General features: G+C 59.6%; 18 protein-coding genes. 10 read left to right on the top strand and 8 right to left on the bottom strand.

Annotation, left to right across the window (positions count from 1 at the left end):
• Positions 1-136: 136 nt before the first annotated feature.
• From KGB03_RS14890 to KGB03_RS14865, 6 genes are all read right to left on the bottom strand, one after another.
• Positions 137-802, bottom strand: a complete 666-nt coding sequence (locus KGB03_RS14890) for an RraA family protein (RefSeq protein WP_223527393.1) — start codon at positions 800-802, stop codon at positions 137-139.
• Between the two features lie 126 nt (positions 803-928).
• Positions 929-1825: a LysR family transcriptional regulator gene (locus KGB03_RS14885; protein WP_223527392.1), complete on the bottom strand. Its 897-nt coding sequence runs from the start codon at positions 1823-1825 to the stop codon at positions 929-931.
• A 111-nt stretch (positions 1826-1936) separates the two neighbouring features.
• A complete protein-coding gene (locus KGB03_RS14880) occupies positions 1937-3151 on the bottom strand; it encodes a pyridoxal phosphate-dependent aminotransferase (protein ID WP_223527391.1) in 1215 nt (404 codons plus the stop codon).
• Complete coding sequence (locus KGB03_RS14875; protein ID WP_223527390.1) at positions 3148-3786, bottom strand: RraA family protein; 639 nt, start codon at positions 3784-3786, stop codon at positions 3148-3150. The genes KGB03_RS14880 and KGB03_RS14875 overlap by 4 nt, the downstream gene beginning before the upstream one ends.
• On the bottom strand, positions 3786-4448 hold the full coding sequence (locus tag KGB03_RS14870) for an RraA family protein (protein WP_223527389.1): 663 nt from the start codon (positions 4446-4448) through the stop codon (positions 3786-3788). Before KGB03_RS14870 ends, KGB03_RS14875 begins: the two co-directional genes overlap by 1 nt.
• Positions 4448-5113, bottom strand: coding sequence for an RraA family protein (locus tag KGB03_RS14865; protein ID WP_223527388.1), 666 nt, complete (start codon positions 5111-5113; stop codon positions 4448-4450). The genes KGB03_RS14870 and KGB03_RS14865 overlap by 1 nt, the downstream gene beginning before the upstream one ends.
• Positions 5114-5218: 105 nt before the next feature.
• Between KGB03_RS14865 and KGB03_RS14860 the strand changes: the two genes are divergently transcribed.
• Both KGB03_RS14860 and KGB03_RS14855 read left to right on the top strand, forming a co-directional pair.
• On the top strand, positions 5219-6112 hold the full coding sequence (locus tag KGB03_RS14860; protein ID WP_223527387.1) for a LysR family transcriptional regulator: 894 nt from the start codon (positions 5219-5221) through the stop codon (positions 6110-6112).
• A gap of 157 nt (positions 6113-6269) precedes the next feature.
• A complete protein-coding gene (locus KGB03_RS14855) occupies positions 6270-7088 on the top strand; it encodes an alpha/beta fold hydrolase (RefSeq protein WP_223527386.1) in 819 nt (272 codons plus the stop codon).
• 92 nt (positions 7089-7180) lie between these two features.
• Here KGB03_RS14855 and KGB03_RS14850 read toward each other — a convergent pair whose 3' ends face one another.
• On the bottom strand, positions 7181-8557 hold the full coding sequence (locus KGB03_RS14850) for an MFS family transporter (RefSeq protein ID WP_223527385.1): 1377 nt from the start codon (positions 8555-8557) through the stop codon (positions 7181-7183).
• A gap of 488 nt (positions 8558-9045) precedes the next feature.
• Between KGB03_RS14850 and KGB03_RS14845 the strand changes: the two genes are divergently transcribed.
• On the top strand, positions 9046-9987 hold the full coding sequence (locus KGB03_RS14845; RefSeq protein ID WP_008146607.1) for a LysR substrate-binding domain-containing protein: 942 nt from the start codon (positions 9046-9048) through the stop codon (positions 9985-9987).
• A 111-nt stretch (positions 9988-10098) separates the two neighbouring features.
• Positions 10099-11208: an MFS transporter gene (locus KGB03_RS14840; protein WP_223527420.1), complete on the top strand. Its 1110-nt coding sequence runs from the start codon at positions 10099-10101 to the stop codon at positions 11206-11208.
• 28 nt (positions 11209-11236) lie between these two features.
• On the opposite strand, the gene KGB03_RS14835 is transcribed toward KGB03_RS14840, so the two are convergent.
• Positions 11237-12139 carry a LysR family transcriptional regulator gene (locus tag KGB03_RS14835; RefSeq protein ID WP_223527384.1) on the bottom strand — a complete coding sequence of 301 codons (903 nt, stop codon included), beginning with the start codon at positions 12137-12139 and terminating at the stop codon, positions 11237-11239.
• 117 nt (positions 12140-12256) lie between these two features.
• On the opposite strand from KGB03_RS14835, the gene KGB03_RS14830 reads away from it, so the two are divergent.
• From KGB03_RS14830 to KGB03_RS14805, 6 genes are all read left to right on the top strand, one after another.
• Entirely contained in the window at positions 12257-13447 is a 1191-nt protein-coding gene (locus tag KGB03_RS14830; protein WP_223527383.1) for a CaiB/BaiF CoA transferase family protein, read from the top strand.
• 14 nt (positions 13448-13461) lie between these two features.
• Entirely contained in the window at positions 13462-14430 is a 969-nt protein-coding gene (locus KGB03_RS14825; RefSeq protein WP_223527382.1) for a hydroxymethylglutaryl-CoA lyase, read from the top strand.
• Positions 14427-14822 carry a VOC family protein gene (locus KGB03_RS14820; RefSeq protein ID WP_223527381.1) on the top strand — a complete coding sequence of 132 codons (396 nt, stop codon included), beginning with the start codon at positions 14427-14429 and terminating at the stop codon, positions 14820-14822. The genes KGB03_RS14825 and KGB03_RS14820 overlap by 4 nt, the downstream gene beginning before the upstream one ends.
• Positions 14819-15760, top strand: a complete 942-nt coding sequence (locus tag KGB03_RS14815; RefSeq protein WP_223527380.1) for a D-2-hydroxyacid dehydrogenase — start codon at positions 14819-14821, stop codon at positions 15758-15760. The genes KGB03_RS14820 and KGB03_RS14815 overlap by 4 nt, the downstream gene beginning before the upstream one ends.
• A gap of 166 nt (positions 15761-15926) precedes the next feature.
• Positions 15927-16310: a VOC family protein gene (locus KGB03_RS14810; RefSeq protein WP_223527419.1), complete on the top strand. Its 384-nt coding sequence runs from the start codon at positions 15927-15929 to the stop codon at positions 16308-16310.
• Positions 16311-16399: 89 nt separating this feature from the next.
• Positions 16400-17731, top strand: a complete 1332-nt coding sequence (locus tag KGB03_RS14805; protein WP_123365976.1) for a dicarboxylate/amino acid:cation symporter — start codon at positions 16400-16402, stop codon at positions 17729-17731.
• The last annotated feature ends 48 nt before the right edge of the window (positions 17732-17779 follow it).

Below are 17779 nucleotides of genomic sequence, written 5' to 3'. Positions count from 1 at the left end.
TTTTATTGATGAAACGGTGAGGTCTGATTCGCGCTGTATAAAATGTGCGCGCAAAAAAAACCGGGCTGAAAGCCCGGCAAAAATAGCGCAGTCAATAACGTGCTGAAGGGAATTCAGGATCGCTTCATAGCGGAACTCAGTTTGCCAGACCGGCCTTTTCCAGCACCTTGTCCAGCCATGACTGATCGATGGCGCCAGTGGCGATTTCGGCTTTGACCTGCTGTTCATGCGCGTCATGCTCTCGCGCCTTGACCAACACCTGCTCGGCATGGTCGGGCGAGAAGGCAACCAGCCCATCCTCGTCACCGACAATGATGTCGCCCGGATTGATGATCATCCCGCCGATTGACACCGGGACGTTGATTTCCCCTGGGCCGCTTTTGTAGGGGCCGCAATGCACCACACTGCGGGCATAGCACGGCGTGTCTTCAAAACTGGCGACATCGCGGATGGCGCCGTCGACGACGAAACCGACACAGCCACGTTGCTGGGCATAGAGCTTGATCAGCTCACCGATGACCGCATTGGTCGCGTCACCCTGTGCGTCGATCACCAGCACATGCCCCGGTTCGATCAGCGTCAGTGCCTTGTAGATGTAAAGGTTGTCGCCGGGGCGAGTCTTCACTGTGAGGGCGGTGCCCACCAGTTTGCCTTTGAGGTTGTAGCGTGTCAGACCCCGGGCACCGATGTGACGCCCCAGATTGTCGCTGATATGTGGTGTGACGACGTTCTGAAAGGCTTCCAAAAGTGAACGTGGAGCCTGGGGGGGAGAAGGGACGATGCGTGAACCGGGCAATGACATTGCGACCTCCATAAACGACTGAACCCTTGTGGGCTATGCGTTCATAGTAAGAAAGGTCGCTCGGCACTATTAGCGACATTTATCTATGCAAAAGCATCGCTTTTTTTCTCGTATTCAGCGCCCGTGTTACCACACCATGCGGCTGAAATCACAACAACGGGCTGCCAGACGTGCAACCTCGACACTGAGGCCCTGAAGACGATCGGCGCGGTGCACCGCGATGTAGTGGATGGGAGGCAGCACGGGCTCGGTTTCGATGACCTGCAGACGGCCCTGGTTCACCAGCGGCGAGAGACACTGGCGTGGCAGGTAGCTGATGCCGACACCGGACAGGGTCAGGCCCAACTGGGCGATCAGGTAGTTGCTTTTGATCGTACGGTTGACCCGGACGTCATTCTGGGTAAGCCAGCGTTCATAGATCAACCCGGTGCCGGAGCCGCCGCCCTGAGTCAGGACGGTGAACGAGGAGATCGCCTGCATGTCCATGATCTGCTTCCCCCGATGCAGCGAGGGTGCACACATCCAGGCGTTCTCCACTGCACTCAACGGCGTGCTGACGAAGCGTGCGTCGGCAAAAATGTCGGGAACGATGATCAGGTCGAGCTGATCGTTCTCCAGTTTGGCCACCAGTTCGGTGCTGAGCTCGACCGAGGGCTCCAGTACCACTTTGGGATAAGCACTGCGAATACCCTCTACCAACGCCGGCAGCCAAGTCATGGCGGTCAGCTCGGTGACGCCGATGCGGAAGCGCCTGACCAACACTTCCTTGGAGCTTATGCGTTCAAGCAGGTAATCGCGCTGGCGCAGAATCTCCGTGGCCTGCTCGAACAGTTCCGTGCCTTTTTCCGTCAGACGCGCACTGCGTTTGGAACGATCAAAGATCGGCATGTCGAAGGCATCTTCCAGCTCCTGAATACGCTTGGAGATGGCTGACTGGGACATGTTCAGTTTCATGGCTGCGGATTCGAAGCTACCCAGTTCCACAATCCAGTAGATGGCTTCCAGTTGCTTGAACGTGATCATGGCTCATGCCCGATTGAAAAACGTGGTCGATTGTTTGCCAGAAGCATCGAGTCAACTCCGCTGATAAACAGCAAAACCCGGCCATGGCCGGGTTGGTTTTTCAGCGGCGGATTAACGCAGGCTGGTACAGAACGAGCGGATGGCCTCGCAGGCTTTGCGCAATGAAGCGTCATCCAGGGCGTAGGCAATGCGAATGTAGGGGCCGAGGCCAAAAGCGCTGCCATGCACCACGGCCACATTCGCTTCGTCGAGTAGCGCATGGGCGACATCTTCGTCGGTGTGCAGTACGCGGCCACCCGCCGAGGTACGACCGATCAATCCGGCACAGGAAGCGAACGCGTAGAACGCCCCGGCTGGACTGACGCATTCAAGGCCTGGCGTGTCGTTCAGCAGCGCCACCATCAAATCACGGCGACTCTGGAAGGCGACGCGGCTTTCATGGATGAAATCCTTGGGACCTTCCAGTGCCGCGAGCGCAGCCTGTTGTGACACTGAGCTGGCGCCAGAGGTTTGCTGACCTTGCAGTTTTTCCATGGCCTCCAGCAGCCAGCGTGGCCCGGTGGCAAAACCGATGCGCCAGCCGGTCATGGCGTAGGACTTGGAAACACCGTTCATGGTCAGGGTTCGCGCTGCCAGCCGTGGTTCAACCTGGGCCAGGGTATGGAACGTTTGATCATCGAAGATCAGGTGTTCGTAGATGTCATCGGCCAGAATCAGCACATGAGGATGAGCCAACAACACCTGCGCCAAGGCTTGGAGCTCATCCCGGCTGTACACCGCACCCGTCGGGTTGGACGGCGAATTGAGGATCAACCAACGGGTCTGCGGGGTGATCGCGGCGGCCAGTGCCGAGGGCGTCAGCTTGAAACCGGTGTCCGCATCGCAGGTAACGATTCGGGTTTCACCGCCGCACAGTTGAACCATCTCCGGGTAACTGACCCAGTACGGCGCCGGCACGATGACTTCGTCACCTTCATTGAGGGTCGTAGCCAAGGCGTTGTAGATCACCTGTTTGCCACCGTTGCAGACGAGGGTGTCATGCCAGGTGACGTCCAGGCCATTTTCGCGGCGGAACTTGGCGGCCACCGCTTCTCGCAGTGAACGTACCCCGGCGACTTGGGTGTAGCGGGTGTGGCCGTGCTCGATGGCGTGAATGGCCGCTTCGCGCACATGCTTGGGCGTATCGAAATCTGGTTCGCCGGCGCACAGCGAAATAATCGTCGCACCTTGCGCCCGGCGCTCTGCAACCCGATCCATGATTCGGTAAGTCGCGGAAGGTTGTGCGCTGGCCAGGCGTTGGTTCAGCCGCTGGATATCGGCGCTCATGCGCGGGTTCTCCACTCAGTCAGGTTCATCAGTTCCAGGGTCGAGCGGCCTTCGGTCAACGCCTGCATCATCTGCGCTTCCTTGCTCGCACGCGCCTCGCCTTCGGCCAGGGTTCGTGCCGCATCCGCCTTGGGAATGATGATCACACCGTCATCGTCGGCCACCACCCAGTCACCCTGAGAGACCAAAGCACCGTTGAAATTGAACGGTTGCCCCACCGAAGGCGCACTGGCCTTGACCGTACCTTTCACCGAGATGCCGCGAGCAAAAACCGGGAACTGGCGTTTCTTCAGCGCAGCGATGTCGCGTACGCCACCATCGATCACCAATCCGACCACGCCAGCCGCTTCGGCCGCCACGGTCAGCACTTCGCCCCAGTAACCGGCGATGAAGCCACCCGTACCCACGACCAGCACGCTGCCACGGGGCACGCGTTCCATCGCCAGGTGCAGGGCGAGGTTGTCGCCGGGCGAACATTCCAGCGGATAGGCGGGGGCAGAGATGAAGGCACCGTCCCAGATCGGGCGGATCGCACTGTCGACCGCGCAAGGCAGGTGGGACGCTTCATAGAGCGTCGAGCTGCCCAGCACTTTTGCCCGTGCGTGAAAATCCAGGGGGAGCGGGAGCGTGGTCATCAGACTTTCCTCTGCAGGCTGTGGTAACCCAGTGCGGCTCGGGCTTCTTTAAGGGTTTTGCCTTGAGTGATCAGGGCGCGAATGTCGGCTTCGATCGATTCGATCTGACGGGCACACGCCGCCACTTCAGCCGCACGAGCGCGGGGGACGATCACCACGCCATTGGCGTCAGCGACCACAATGTCGCGGGCACTCACTCGGGCGGTGCCGATGGACACCGGCTGGTTGACCGACTGAACCTGTACGCGGTCTTTGCCGGTGCGCATGAAGCGGCCTTTGCTGAAGATCGGGTAGCCATCACCCAGTGCTTTGTTCACGTCACGGCAAACACCGTCGATGACCGTGGCAGCGATCTGCCGAGTGCCGGCGTACTGGGTCATGATGTCGCCCCAAACCGTGCAGTCGGTGCGGCTGCCGTTGTCGATCACCACCACATCGCCAGGCGCAACGTCTTCGATGAAGTCGCCCACGGTGCCAGGCGGTACGCTGGCCGAGACGTACTGCACGGTGAATGCCGGACCGACGATGACCTTGCTGTAATTGTCCAGCGGTGCCACGCCGAGGCATTGACCGGGCAGGCCGAGTTTGTCCAGCGCATCGGAGACGCCCGGGGTGTCCAGGCCTTGAAACAAGGCGACCAGTTCTTTGTCTTCAAGATTCATCAGGCGTGCTCCACATGGATCGCTTCGAATTGGGTGTCATGCATCACTTCGGCGACCGAGCGACCGCTGCGGACAGCCTCGACCATGCCGTCCTGACGGCGGGCAATTCGCTCGCCAAGGTCGATCACTTTCTCGATATAGGCTGAGGGCACGAACACGGTGCCGCAGGTATCGGCGATGACGTAGTCGTTCTCGCTGACATCGACGCCAGCCACGTTGATGGTCACGGCGGCATCGATCTGCACCACACGATTGCGGGCACTGATCATGGTCACGCCGCGGCCATAAACCGGGTAGCCAATTGACTCGCTGCCGTCGATGTCGCGGCTGAAACCGTCGATTACCGTGCCGCGTACCTTCTTGCTGGCTGCTGCATTGGCGAGGATATCGCCCCAACAGGAGATGCCTTCGATGCCGCCGGCGATCACCAGCACACGATCATCGCTGTCGATCTGTTCCACCACGGGAGTAATCAGGTGCACCGTGGGGACGTTGTCGGTTTTAGGAGCCAGCAGCACGGTGCTGGCGCGGCCGACAATCTTCGGGCAATTCCACAACGGGCGTAGCCCAACGGTGGCACCCGGCAGGCCGAGGAAGTCGAGCGCATCGGAAACCGTGTTGGTATCCAGCGCCGCCAAGCGATCCAGCAAACTCTTATGGGTCATGGGGAAGCCCCTGTGGTGACGGAGGCGCCCAGTGTCGGTGAGGCAGTTTGATAGGTATATTACGAATCACAGATACGTTAGATACGTTAAACCTATGGATTAATCATGATCAATTTTCGCCTGATTCGTCATCTCTGGTTGTTCCTGGCCGTTGCCGAAGAACAGAACTTCGGCCGCGCGGCCAAGCGTTTGGGCATGTCCCAGCCACCGCTGAGCGAGCAGATCCAGGTGCTGGAGCAGGCGCTCAAGGTCAAGCTGTTCGACCGTTCGCGACGCGGTGCGAAGCTGACTCCGGTGGGGGCGGCGATTCTGCCGGCGGTGCGCAAGTTCGCCGACCAACTGGAACGTCTGGAACTCGCCGTGGAGGAGGCGGTGGCGGGGCAGTCGGGGATGTTGACCATTGGCGCGATTTCCACGGCCATGTTCGATGTCTTGCCGGGGCTGATCGAGCAATTGAAGAGCGATTACCCGCACCTCACCGTGTCTGTACGGGAGATTGACAGCGTCGAAGCCGTCCCGGCGCTGGAGGCCGGTGACATCGACCTGGCCTTCGCCCGGCTGGACGGTGATCTGGGGGCCTCGATCAAATCATTGCCGCTGACTCAGGACCGCCTGGTTGTGGCCCTGCCCAGCGATCACCCCTTGGCTGCGCGCACGCGAATCAGCCTGTCCAGCCTGGCCACTGAACCCTTAGTGATGTTTTCCCGAAAGGTCAGCCCGGTCTACTTTGACAATCTGATCGCGACCTGCCGCGCTAGCGGTTTTTCCCCGCGCGTGCTGCATGAAGTGCGCTCGGTCGCCTCGCAAATTGCCTTTGTCAGCTGCGGCCAGGGCATCGCACTGGTACCGGCGGCGCTGAAAAAACTGGCGCCGGACAATGTGGTGTTTCGAGCGCTGAGCCAGAAGCTCAATGTCGTGACCACGGCGGTGGCCTGGAATGCAGATCGGCCCAACCCGCTGGTGGAGGAGCTGGTCACTCGGCTCCAATCCCGGGCGTGAGTCGACCAAGGCCCTTGCGTGAATACGAGTGATAGGTTTGGCGTATGTAAGCCTTACCGAATCAGGAATTTACAGAAGGCCCGATTCCCTTGAAATTGCGAGCCTGGCTGCCGGCAACCCAGGCTCGGCCCATCCTTTCGCTCAAGGAGTCAACTACGTGCCTTCACCAGAAACGTTCACTCACGTGCAACTCCCCCTGACGGTGGAGGGGGTCCAACTGAACGTGGCCGGCCTCCATCGCGACGGCGTCCTGGCACCGATTGTGTTCCTGCATGGTTTTGGTTCTACCAAAGAAGACTATGCCGACATCGTGCAGCAGCCGGCATTCGCCGGTCACCCTTTCGTGGCTTACGACGCACCGGGTTGCGGCGAAAGCCAGTGCAGTGATCTGTCCAGGCTATCGATTCCCTTTCTGCTGCAGACGGCACTGCAGGTGCTGGCGCATTTCGGCATCGAACGCTTCCATCTGGTCGGTCACTCCATGGGGGGGCTGACCGCGCTGATACTGGCCCATCAGTTCCCGGACCGGGTGCTCAGCTTCGTTGATATCGAGGGCAATGTCGCCCCGGAAGACTGCTTTCTGAGTCGGCAGATCGTTGACTATCCGAGCAACGATCCCGAGGCGTTTTTCGCGGCCTTCATTGAACGTACCCGGCACGCTCCGGCCTTTGCCAGTGCGCTTTATTCCGCGAGCTTGCGGCACAAGGTGCGTGCCGGTGCGGTGCGGGGGATTTTCCAGTCGATGGTCGACCTTTCCGATAATGCCGATCTGATGGGCAAATTCCTCGGGTTGAAGTGCCCACGAATGTTCATGTACGGCGAGCAGAACGCGTCACTGTCCTATCTGCCGCATATCCAGGCCGAAGGCGTCCAGCTGGCCCCCATTCCAGATTGCGGGCATTTCCCGATGTATTCCAACCCCATCGCGATGTGGCAACAGATCGCCGATTTTCAGGCGAGCAGCCTTACCGGGTGAGTCTGGTCGTCCTGAGGGCTTCCTGCGCTTGCAAAAAAGGGCCCATGAATCTCATGGGCCCTTTTCCATCACTTGCTGTAATCGTCAGTGTTTCAAACGCTCGCCGCATTCGACTTTACGCAACCCTTCAAACCGGTGCGTTCTTCGATCTCGCCGGAACCGCTGATGTACCCGTAGCGCGACAGGTTCGGCATCAGCATCGCGGCGATGAAAGTGATCGTCACTACGGCTGCGACATAGAAGAAGAAATACTCCTCAATGCCTTGGGACCGGAGTGACAAGGCCACGTACTCAGCGGTGCCGCCGAATGCCGCATTGCCGACGGCGTACGGAAAGCCCACGCCCAGAGCACGCACCGCAGGCGGGAACAGTTCGGCTTTGACGATCCCGGCAACCGGGGTGTAGAGCGACGCAATGACCAGTCCGCCAAACACCAGCAGGAACGCCGTAAACGGATTGCTGACCGACTGCAGCGAATAGAGCAGGGGGATCACCAGCAGCATGGCCAACCCGGAAAACATCAGCATGTGCGCCTTGATCCCGATACGGTCGGCGAGCAAACCAAAGAGCGGCTGGCAGAACATGAAGCCGACCAGGGCTGCCGTCATGATGAAGCTGACCGTTTCGGGACTGAAGCCTGCGGAGATCACCAGGAACTTCTGCATATAGGTGGTGAAGGTGTAGAAGTACAAAGAACCACCGATGGTGAACGCCACCACCAGCGCGACCGCCCGTTTGTGCTTGAACATGCCACGCAGAGAGCCGGCGTCTTTGCGGTTCATGTCTTTCTTGGTGGCGGTTTCATGCATGGCGCGGCGCAGATACACCACCACGATCGAGCTCAGTGCGCCGATGAAGAACGGGATTCTCCAGCCCCATTCGCGCAATTCTTCGCCGGTCAGGGTTTGCTGGAGAATGACCACGGTCATCAACGCCATGAGCTGACCGGCAATGATGGTGAAGTACTGAAACGATCCATAGAAACAGCGACGTCCGGGGGTCGCAATTTCGCTGATGTAGGTGGCGCCGGTGCCGTACTCTGCACCGACGGACAGGCCCTGGATCAGTCTGGCGACCACGAGCAGAATCGGCGCCGCGACCCCTATCGTCGCGTAGGTCGGCATGACGGCGATCAGCAGCGAGCCGGCGCACATCATGAACACCGAGATGATCATAGAAACCTTGCGGCCGCGAGTGTCAGCGATCCAGCCGAAAATCCAGCCACCGAGCGGACGCATGAAAAAGCCGACGGCGAAGACACCGGCGGTTGCGAGCAGCTGACTGGTGGTGTCGCCTTTGGGGAAAAACGAAGCTGCGAAGTAGATGGCGGTATAGGCGTAAATGAAAAAGTCGTACCACTCCACCAGATTGCCCGAGCAGGCCCCCATGATGGCTCTGACTCGATTCGGACTTTTCACCGGATCGGTCTTGGCAGCGTGGCTGGTTGAGTCTGTGGTTGATGCGGACATGATGTTCACCCTTTCTTCAAGGCGAGACGATACGAGGAGCACACTGAGGCGTGTCCGACGTTGCTAGCTCGATGGGTTGATGTGCTTAACGCAGTTGTGGTGAGCCTTTGACGACCAAGGCACATGAAGAGGGGGGATGTATACGAGAGGTCAGCTGTTCGCTGGCTGTGTAAGACGGGTCGGTCAGGTAGCGAGATAGGTAGTAACTCATGGCGCAAGCCCTCGAATCTTATTCTTGTAGTGAGTCGAACGCTCTTTGGCGCCGACGTTGATTGCACGCTACCGCAGAGTCAGGTGGGTAATAAGCCGTCAGGCAGGCCTAACTGATATACCTAAATTCTATAGCTTGGCATGCAGCCCCGACGGGCCGGGGGATACAGCCGGCTCGAAAGCCTTGAGACCTCACGACACACGGTTTGCGGGGCACTCCAGGGTTCGAAAATGCGATTACACTCACAGCACTTTCGACGCATATCGCGCCGAGCCCGATGCTGACTGGCCTGGTAATGGATGTCGTTCAACTCAAAACCCTGATTCATGTGGCCGAACTCGGCAGTCTCAGCAAGGCCTCCGACCGGCTGCACATCGCACAACCGGCACTTAGCCGGCAAATTCGATTGTTGGAAAAAGAGCTCGGCACCTACCTGTTTGATCGACATGGACGAGGCATGGAGATTACCGATGCCGGTCGCGAAGTGCTGGCGCATGCCACCCGCATCATGGAAGAAATGGAGTCCATTCGAAGTTCTGTGGTGGGCGGAAAGACCTCTTTTCGGGGAACGGTCGTCATCGGTACGACGCCGACGGTAGCGGAAATTGTCACCGTTCCGTTGGTACGCAAGATCAAAGAAGCGCATCCGAATCTCGCCGTTAGGTTTTCCTCGGCCTTCAGCGGCTATCTGTTGGATTGGGTCCAGCGTGGCGAATTGGAACTGGCGATTTCTTACGATCCGCAACCCCTGCATACGCTGCGTATCGTACCGGTGATGATGGAAAACCTGCTGCTGGTCGGTCCTGCCAGTGCCAACCTGCGTCTTGATACGCCGGTGTCGTTCGAGTCTTTGGCTGAGCAGCCATTGGTGTTGCCGAGCGCTCGACATAGCCTTCGCGTGATTCTGGATGATTGTGCGCGTGAAGTCGGGATCAAGCTCAAGACCAGTGTCGAAGCGGATTCCTTTGGCGCGATGATCGCCTTGGTCTGCAATGGGTTCGGCTTGACCGCTTTGCCTTTGGCATCGATTTACACGCAAATCGAAGCGGGTGTGCTCAGTGCTGCCCCCTTGGTCGACCCCATTCCCATGCGCAAACTGGTTCAGGTTTTTCCTGCCGACAGACGTGTCAGTCCGGCTGCCAAATTTGTCGGGGATGCCTTCATCGAGATTGCTGCCGATCTGGTCAGCCGCAAGATTTGGGCCGGACACATGCTTTGAATTCTCGGCCAATCTGTTAGCCCCACCGTGTAATAGTTTCTCACCACTGATGGCACTGCCTTGAACCAACAAACGCGACTGCCTGGCGTATTCGGCATTTTTATATTGGGGATGCTGCAAGTTCTGGTCTGGGGAGGTTCGTTCTTCCTGATTGCCGTCATGGCCGATCCGATCATGAGAGAGACCGGTTGGGCCAGCCAATGGGTGTATGGTGCGCTGTCGCTGAGCATTCTGGTTTCCGCGATGCTGGCGCCATTGATCAGCCGGCTTATCGCCCACTACGGCGGCCGCCCCATCCTGGCCAGTAGCGGCCTGGGCGTCGCCATCGGGTTGTTTCTGATGGCGAGTTCGACCTCGTTGCCGATGTTTCTTTTGTCTTGGACAGTGATTGGCGTCGGTATGGCGCTGGGGCTGTATGAAGCACTATTTGCCGCTTTAGGTTCTCTGTACGGGGAGCGGGCGGGCAGTGCGATTACCGGGATCACGCTTATTTCAGGGTTTGCGACAACGCTGTCATGGCCTGCGGTTGCGCTGGTCATCGAACACATTGGCTGGCGCACGACGTGCGTGGCTTATGGGGTGTTATTGGTCATTGCCGTGGCCCCGCTTTATCTCTGGGTGCTGGCGCGGGGCGCGGTGCCACTCGCAACAAGCCATGCCATGGGTGATGAAAACCTCTCGATCGACCGGCGGATCTACCTGTTGCTCACGCTGATTTTTGCATTAGGTGCAGTGATCATGACGGCGATGTCGGTCCAGCTGATTTCATTGCTGCAGGGGCAGGGCTACTCGCTTGCAGCCGCCATCGGACTGAGCGCCTTGCTGGGGCCGAGCCAGGTAGGTTCGCGCGTTCTGCAAGTGTTTTCGCGAAAGCGACATCCGATCTGGACGACGTTGATCTCCGTGGTATTTGTGGCTATCGGTCTGTTGCTGGTGACCATCGCGCCGGCAATGACTGCGCTGGGTCTGGTGATCTACGGCGCGGGTAATGGTTTACGAGCGATTGTTCGAGGTCTGCTGCCACTGGCCCTGATGTCGCCCTCCCATTATGTTTTGCTGATGGGGCGCATGGCTCGGCCTTCGCTCATTGGCCAGGCCTTGACCCCCCTCGCAGGTGGTTACCTGTTGCAGACCTGGGGCGCTGGCGGTGTGCTGGCGGGCCTGACGTCGCTGGCCGTATTGAATGTATTGTTGGTGTTTTTGCTCATTCGGCTGGTGTGAAAAGAACAGCGCTGAACCAGCGACAGGGTCAGCCATGCACGCTGCTCAGATAATCAAACAACTTGACCGCTTCCGGCGCCAGTTGCGTCTGGCTGCTGACCCCCACGAACAAGGTGCGATGAGCCCAGTCATTGCTCAAGTCGACCGCCATCAGGCGGGTACCGAGCAGTTCGGCACGTACTGATGACAACGGCAAAATCCCGATACCCAAGCCTGCTTCGATCATGCGACAGATGCCGTCGAAGCTGCTGACCTGAATCCGCACCTTGAGGATCTTGCCCGCACTCACGGCTGCATCGCTGATTCTGCGCAGCAATGAGCTGCCTTGGTTGAGCCCCACATAATCGAAGCCAAGCGTATCCGTGAAGGACACGCTGCGCTCATTGGCCAGTTCATGGCCGACCGGCACAAGTAGCACGAGTCGGTCATCACGGTAGGGCAGTTTGTACAGACCCTCGGCCGGTACGTTATCGGCAAAAATGCCGATGTCGGCACGCCCGTTTTCCACGGCTTGAATAATCGGTTCGCTGAGCGCTTCTTCCAGTCCGATACGCACATTCGGGTTTGCCCGCAGGAACGACGCCAGGTCATCCGGCAGGAACTGGACGACGGCGGACGTGTTGGCGAACAACCGCACATGCCCGCGCACACCGACCGCGTAATCACTGGCGTCGCACGCCATCCGGTTCACACCTTCGAGAATCGATCTGGCATGTTCAACGATGCCTTGTCCCGCTGCTGTCAGTTCGAGCCCCCTCGGCAGGCGCACGAACAGTGGGCACTGGGTGGTTCGTTCCAGCTCGGCCAGACGTTTGCTGGCCGCCGAGACCGTCATGTTGGCCTTTTCCGCGGCACGGGTCAGGTTGCCGGATTCGGCAGCGAAGATCAGCAAGCGCAATGACAGCAGATCGAAATGCAGGGGGTTAATCATCAAAGGGATCCAAGGTTTTCCATTCTGGAAAGAGTAGTGGCGAAATATGAAATTTTCATCTGCCCGGTTTGTGTCGATTATCCATGCCACAAGTACTCAACAAGAACGGGAAACGTCATGAGGTTACCTCTGCAAGGTGTCAAGGTCGTGGAGCTCGGTCAACTGATTGCCGGGCCATTTGCGGCGAAAATGCTCGGTGAGTTTGGCGCCGACGTGATCAAGATCGAGCCTCCGGTCACCGGTGACCCATTGCGCAAATGGCGCCTGCTGCACGACGGTACTTCCGTCTGGTGGGCTGCGCAATCTCGCAACAAACGCTCGCTGACCCTCGATCTGCGCCAGAGTGAAGCCCAACAGGTTGTGCGCCAGTTGCTGGCCGATGCGGATGTGCTGATAGAGAACTTTCGCCCAGGCACCCTGGAAAGCTGGGGGCTGGGCTGGGACACGCTACACGCACTGAATCCAAAACTCATCATGCTCCGGGTCTCCGGCTACGGCCAGACCGGGCCTTACCGTGACCGTCCCGGCTTTGGCGTGATCGGTGAAGCAATGGGCGGGCTGCGGCATCTTTCCGGCGAGCCCGGGCGCACGCCAGTCAGGGTTGGCGTTTCCATTGGCGACTCGTTGTCGGCCTTGCACGGGGTGATCGGCATTTTGCTTGCCCTGCGTCATCGCGAGCAAAACGGCGGTGACGGCCAGCAGATCGACGTGGCGCTGTACGAGTCGGTGTTCAACATGATGGAAAGCCTGTTGCCCGAATACTCGGTGTTCAACGCCGTTCGTGAGCCCGCCGGCAGCAGTTTGCCGGGTATCGCCCCGACCAATGCCTATCGCTGCCGTGACGGTGGTTTTGCCTTGATTGCCGGCAATGGCGACAGCATCTATCAGCGCCTGATGGAAGTGATTGGTCGCCGTGATCTGGGGGCCGATCCCGATCTTGCGCAGAACCACGGCCGAGTGCTGCAGGTCGAGCGAATCGATGCCGCGATCTCCGAATGGACCGCACAACTGAGCCTCGATGAAGTCTTGTCGATCCTGACCGAGGCGCGCATTCCGGCCGGCCGGATTTACAACGCCGCCGACATTGCCCAGGACCCGCATTACCGGGCGCGCGACATGTTGCTCGACAGTCAGCTGGATGACGGCACACCGGTGACCTTGCCCGGCATCGTTCCCAAGCTCGGCACCACGCCTGGCAGCGTGATGCGCTCGGCGCCGTCTCTGGGCCAGCACACCGCCGAGATTCTTGGCGAGCTCGGCATCGACGCTGCACAGCAAGCCGACTGGCGCCAACGCGGCATCATTTGAACCGGAGAATGAATATGCAACGTCTTTTCTTGCAGGAAGTCGCGACCCGTGACGGCTTCCAGAATGAAGCGCGGTTTATCGAAACCGTCGACAAGATCGCCATGATTGACGCCCTCAGTCAGTGTGGTTTCGCCAAGATCGAGGTCACCTCGTTCACCTCGCCCAAAGCCATTACCGCGCTGCGCGACGCTGAAGCGGTGATGCAAGGCATCCGCCGCAACCCGGCGGTGGAATACACCGTGCTGGTGCCCAATGTGCGCGGCGCCGAACGGGCGCTGGCGTGCAACATCGACGAAGCCAACCTGGTGATGTCGGTCAGCGAACCGCATAACCGCTCCAATCTGCGCATGAGCCGCGAGCAGTCGTTTGCCCAGCTCGGCGAAGTGGTCAGTGTCATCGGTCAGGGCCCGGTGGCGATCAATGTGTCGTTGTCGACAGTGTTCGGCTGCCCGATGCAGGGCGATGTGCCGGTGGGGGAGGTGTTGCACTGGGTAGAGCGCTTCGCCGACCTGGGTGCTCGCGGCGTGACCTTGTGCGACACCACGGGCATGGCGTACCCGAGTCAGGTCGAGGCGCTGTCCCGGGCCGTCCGTGAGCGTTTTCCGGCGCTGCAACTGACCCTGCATTTCCACAATACCCGCGGCATGGCCCTGGCCAATGCGCTGGCGGCCATCGAGGCCGGGGTCGATCGTTTCGATTCGTCCCTCGGCGGCCTGGGCGGTTGCCCTTATGCGCCGGGGGCCAGCGGCAATGTGTGCACCGAAGACCTGTTGCACATGCTGCAGCTGATGGGTTTCAACACCGGGGTTGATCTGGATCGAGTGCTGGCAGTCGCCGCGCAGTTGCCGGGTTTGGTCGGCCACGAGATTCCCAGCCAGATCCTCAAGGCTGGTAAACGCCTGGACCTGCACCCGATACCCGCCCATGTCGCCAGCCTGGAAAAACAGGTGCCGTCGGCCCGCACCCCGGAGCTGCACCCATGATCGATCATCTCGACCACCTGGTGCTGACCACCATAGACCCTGTGGCTGCCGAGGATTTTTACGTGCGGGTCATGGGCATGCAGGTACAAACCTTCGCCGGTGGGCGCAAGGCATTCGCTTTCGGTCAGCAGAAAATCAACTTGCACGAGCGTGGCCACGAGTTCGAGCCCAAGGCGCACCTGCCGGTGCCGGGAGCGCTGGACCTGTGCTTTATCGCCTCGATCCCTCTGGATCAAGTGATTGCGCACCTGGCCCATGTCGACTGGCCAATCATCGAAGGCCCGGTGTTGCGCACCGGTGCCACCGGGCCGATCCGTTCGGTGTATGTGCGTGATCCGGACCTGAACCTGATCGAGATTTCCGAACCCGTCCAGCCGGAGCGTGCAGCATGAAAGTAGTGTTTCTCGACAGCGACAGCCTGCCCGTGAGCATTGCTCGCCCGGCCTGGGTTACGTCCTGGCAGGACCGCCCCGACACAACGCCGGACCAGGTGGTGGACGCCGCCCGGGATGCCGATGCCGTGATCACCAACAAGGTGCGCATCGGCCGGGCTGAACTTGAGCAATTGCCGAACCTGCGATTCATCTGCGTCGCGGCCACCGGTTATGACTGCATTGACCTGGCGGCCTGCCGCGATTTTGCCGTGACGGTGTGTAACGTCCCGGCGTACTCGGCGCAAAGCGTCGCCGAGTCGGTGATCGCGTCGATCTTCGCCCTGCGTCGACAGTTGTTCGTCTATCAGGCTGCCGCGCTGCGGGACTGGCCGGGTTCGCGACATTTTTGCGTGCATCGCGCGCCGATTCAGGATGTTCAAGGCAGCGTGCTGGGCATCATCGGCCGGGGCGGCATCGGCCTGGCCACTGCGCGTCTGGCGAGCGCCCTGGGCATGCAATTGCTGTTTGCCGAACACCGTGGCGTGGTGCCGGTGCGAAAGGGTTACCAGTCTTTTGAAACGGTGCTGGCGCAAAGCGATGTGATTTCTCTGCACTGTCCGCTGACCGAGCACACCCGACACCTGATCGGAGCGCCGGAACTGGCACAGATGAAACCCGGCACCTTGCTGATCAATACGGCTCGCGGACCGTTGGTAGATGAGGCCGCAGTGCTCGATGCACTGGACAGCGGCCGCCTCGGTGGCGCGGCCCTCGATGTGCTGTGCCAGGAACCACCTCCGGCCGACCACCCCTTGCTCAACAGCCATCACACCAACCTGATCGTCACTCCCCATGTGGCCTGGGCCAGCCAGAGCAGCCTGCAACGGCTGGCCGACGGCATCCTTGGAAACCTGCAGGGCTACCACTCGGGGAACCTGATCAACCTCGTGTCGTAAATGCTTCACCACCTAACAAGAAGGTCCACTTATGAAAACAATAACAATCACACCGGTCCGTCAGCTTGTCTCGTTGTTCATTGCCGCACTGTCCCTGGGCGCATTGTTGCAGGTAACGCCTGCCGTGGCCGCGGCCATCGCACCGCCAGGCGCCCCGGTGGCGGGGATGATTGATCACGTCGACCACATTGTCGTGACCGCTTCTGACCCGCAAGCGACCATTCATTTCTACACCGAAGTGATGGGCATGCACCTGGAAAAATTCGGCGAAGGCCGGGTGGCCTTCACCTTCGGCAACCAGAAAATCAACATGCATGTGCGCGGTCATGAAATCGAACCCAAGGCCCACCTGCCGGTGCCGGGTTCCCTGGACCTGTGCGTTATCGCCAGCGTGCCACTGGATCAGGTCATCGCCCACCTCAAAGCGGTGAACTGGCCTCTGGTCGACGGCCCGGTAGCTCGGACCGGGGCCAGGGGATCGATTCGCTCGGTGTACCTGCGTGATCCCGATCTCAACCTGATCGAGATTTCCGAGTACGTCCAGAAGTAACCATCCCCCCCGAAACACTCTTTCCCAGGCGATCGGTCGTGCACCGTCAGCTGCCCGGGGAAATGCATCACGCCTGCGAGGACGCCATCATGACAACAACAATTACACCCTCGATTGCCGAAAAACCGCCGAGCCATTCACGACTGCGCCGCGTGTTCCGCCACCTGTATGTGCAGGTGCTGCTGGCGATTGTGCTGGGCATCATCTTCGGTCATTTCTACCCCAGCCTCGGCGAAGAAATGAAGCCGCTGGGCGACACGTTCATCAAGCTGATCAAGATGCTGATTGCCCCGATCATCTTCTGCACCGTGGTCAGTGGCATTGCCAGTATGCAGAGCCTCAAACGCATCGGCCGGGTCGGCTTCAAGTCGCTGCTGTACTTCGAAGTGCTGACCACCCTGGCGCTGGTGATCGGGCTGGTCGGGGTCAACCTGATGCAACCGGGAACGGGGATGCACATCAACCCGGCGACCCTCGACGGCCATGCCATCGACAGTTACAGCAAGCTGGCCCATGAACAGAGTGTGGTGGGTTTCCTCACCCATATCGTGCCCAGTACCGTGTTTGGCGCGTTTGCCGAAGGCGATATTCTCCAGGTGCTGTTCATCTCCATCCTGTTTGCCTTCGCCTTGCAGATGCTCGGTGCCGCCGGTAAGCCGCTGTTGAACCTGATCGACCTGGTGGCCCAGGCGTTCTTCCGCATGGTCAAGATCGTGATGTATGTCTCACCGCTCGGGGCCTTCGGCGGCATGGCCTTTACCATCGGCAAGTACGGCGTCGGTTCCCTGGGGGCGTATGGCAACTTGCTGATCTGCTACTACGTGACGGCGCTGTTTTTTGTGTTCGTGATTCTCAACCTGGTCGCGCGTCTGGCCGGTTTCAGCCTGTGGCAGTTTCTCAAGTACATCCGCGATGAACTGTTTCTGGTGCTGGGTACCTCATCTTCGGAGTCGGCATTGCCTCGGTTGATGGGCAAGCTTGAGCGCCTGGGGTGCGAAAAATCGGTGGTGGGGTTGGTGGTGCCTTCGGGTTACTGCTTCAACCTCGATGGCAGCTGCATCAACATGACGGTACTGGCGATTTTCATCGCCCAGGCGCTGGATATCCCGCTTGACCTGTGGCACCAGGTCACCTTGTTGTTGATTCTGCTGCTGACCTCCAAAGGCGCGGCCAGTGTCACCGGCGGTGCATTCATTACCCTCGCGGCCACTCTCGGCAGCCTGGATGTGATTCCGGCGGCGGGGCTGGTGTTGGTACTTGGGGTCTACCGGTTTATTTCCGAGGGCGGGGCGTTGATCAATGTCATCGGCAACGGTGTGGCCACGCTGTTCATTGCCAAGTGGGAAGGGGCACTGGACGAGGAGAAGCTCGCGGCCGAATTGCACAAGGGGTGTGCTCGTGAGTTAGAAGCGCAGCCCTGAACGAGTTGTCGCAAGACAGCCCCAAGACCACTCAGTCCACGAAAGCTG

The sequence above is a fragment of the Pseudomonas sp. BF-B-26 genome (assembly GCF_019956495.1).
Classification (GTDB): domain Bacteria; phylum Pseudomonadota; class Gammaproteobacteria; order Pseudomonadales; family Pseudomonadaceae; genus Aquipseudomonas.
Note: the sequence above shows the minus strand (reverse complement) of the source record. Positions and strands in the feature narration are given on the sequence as shown.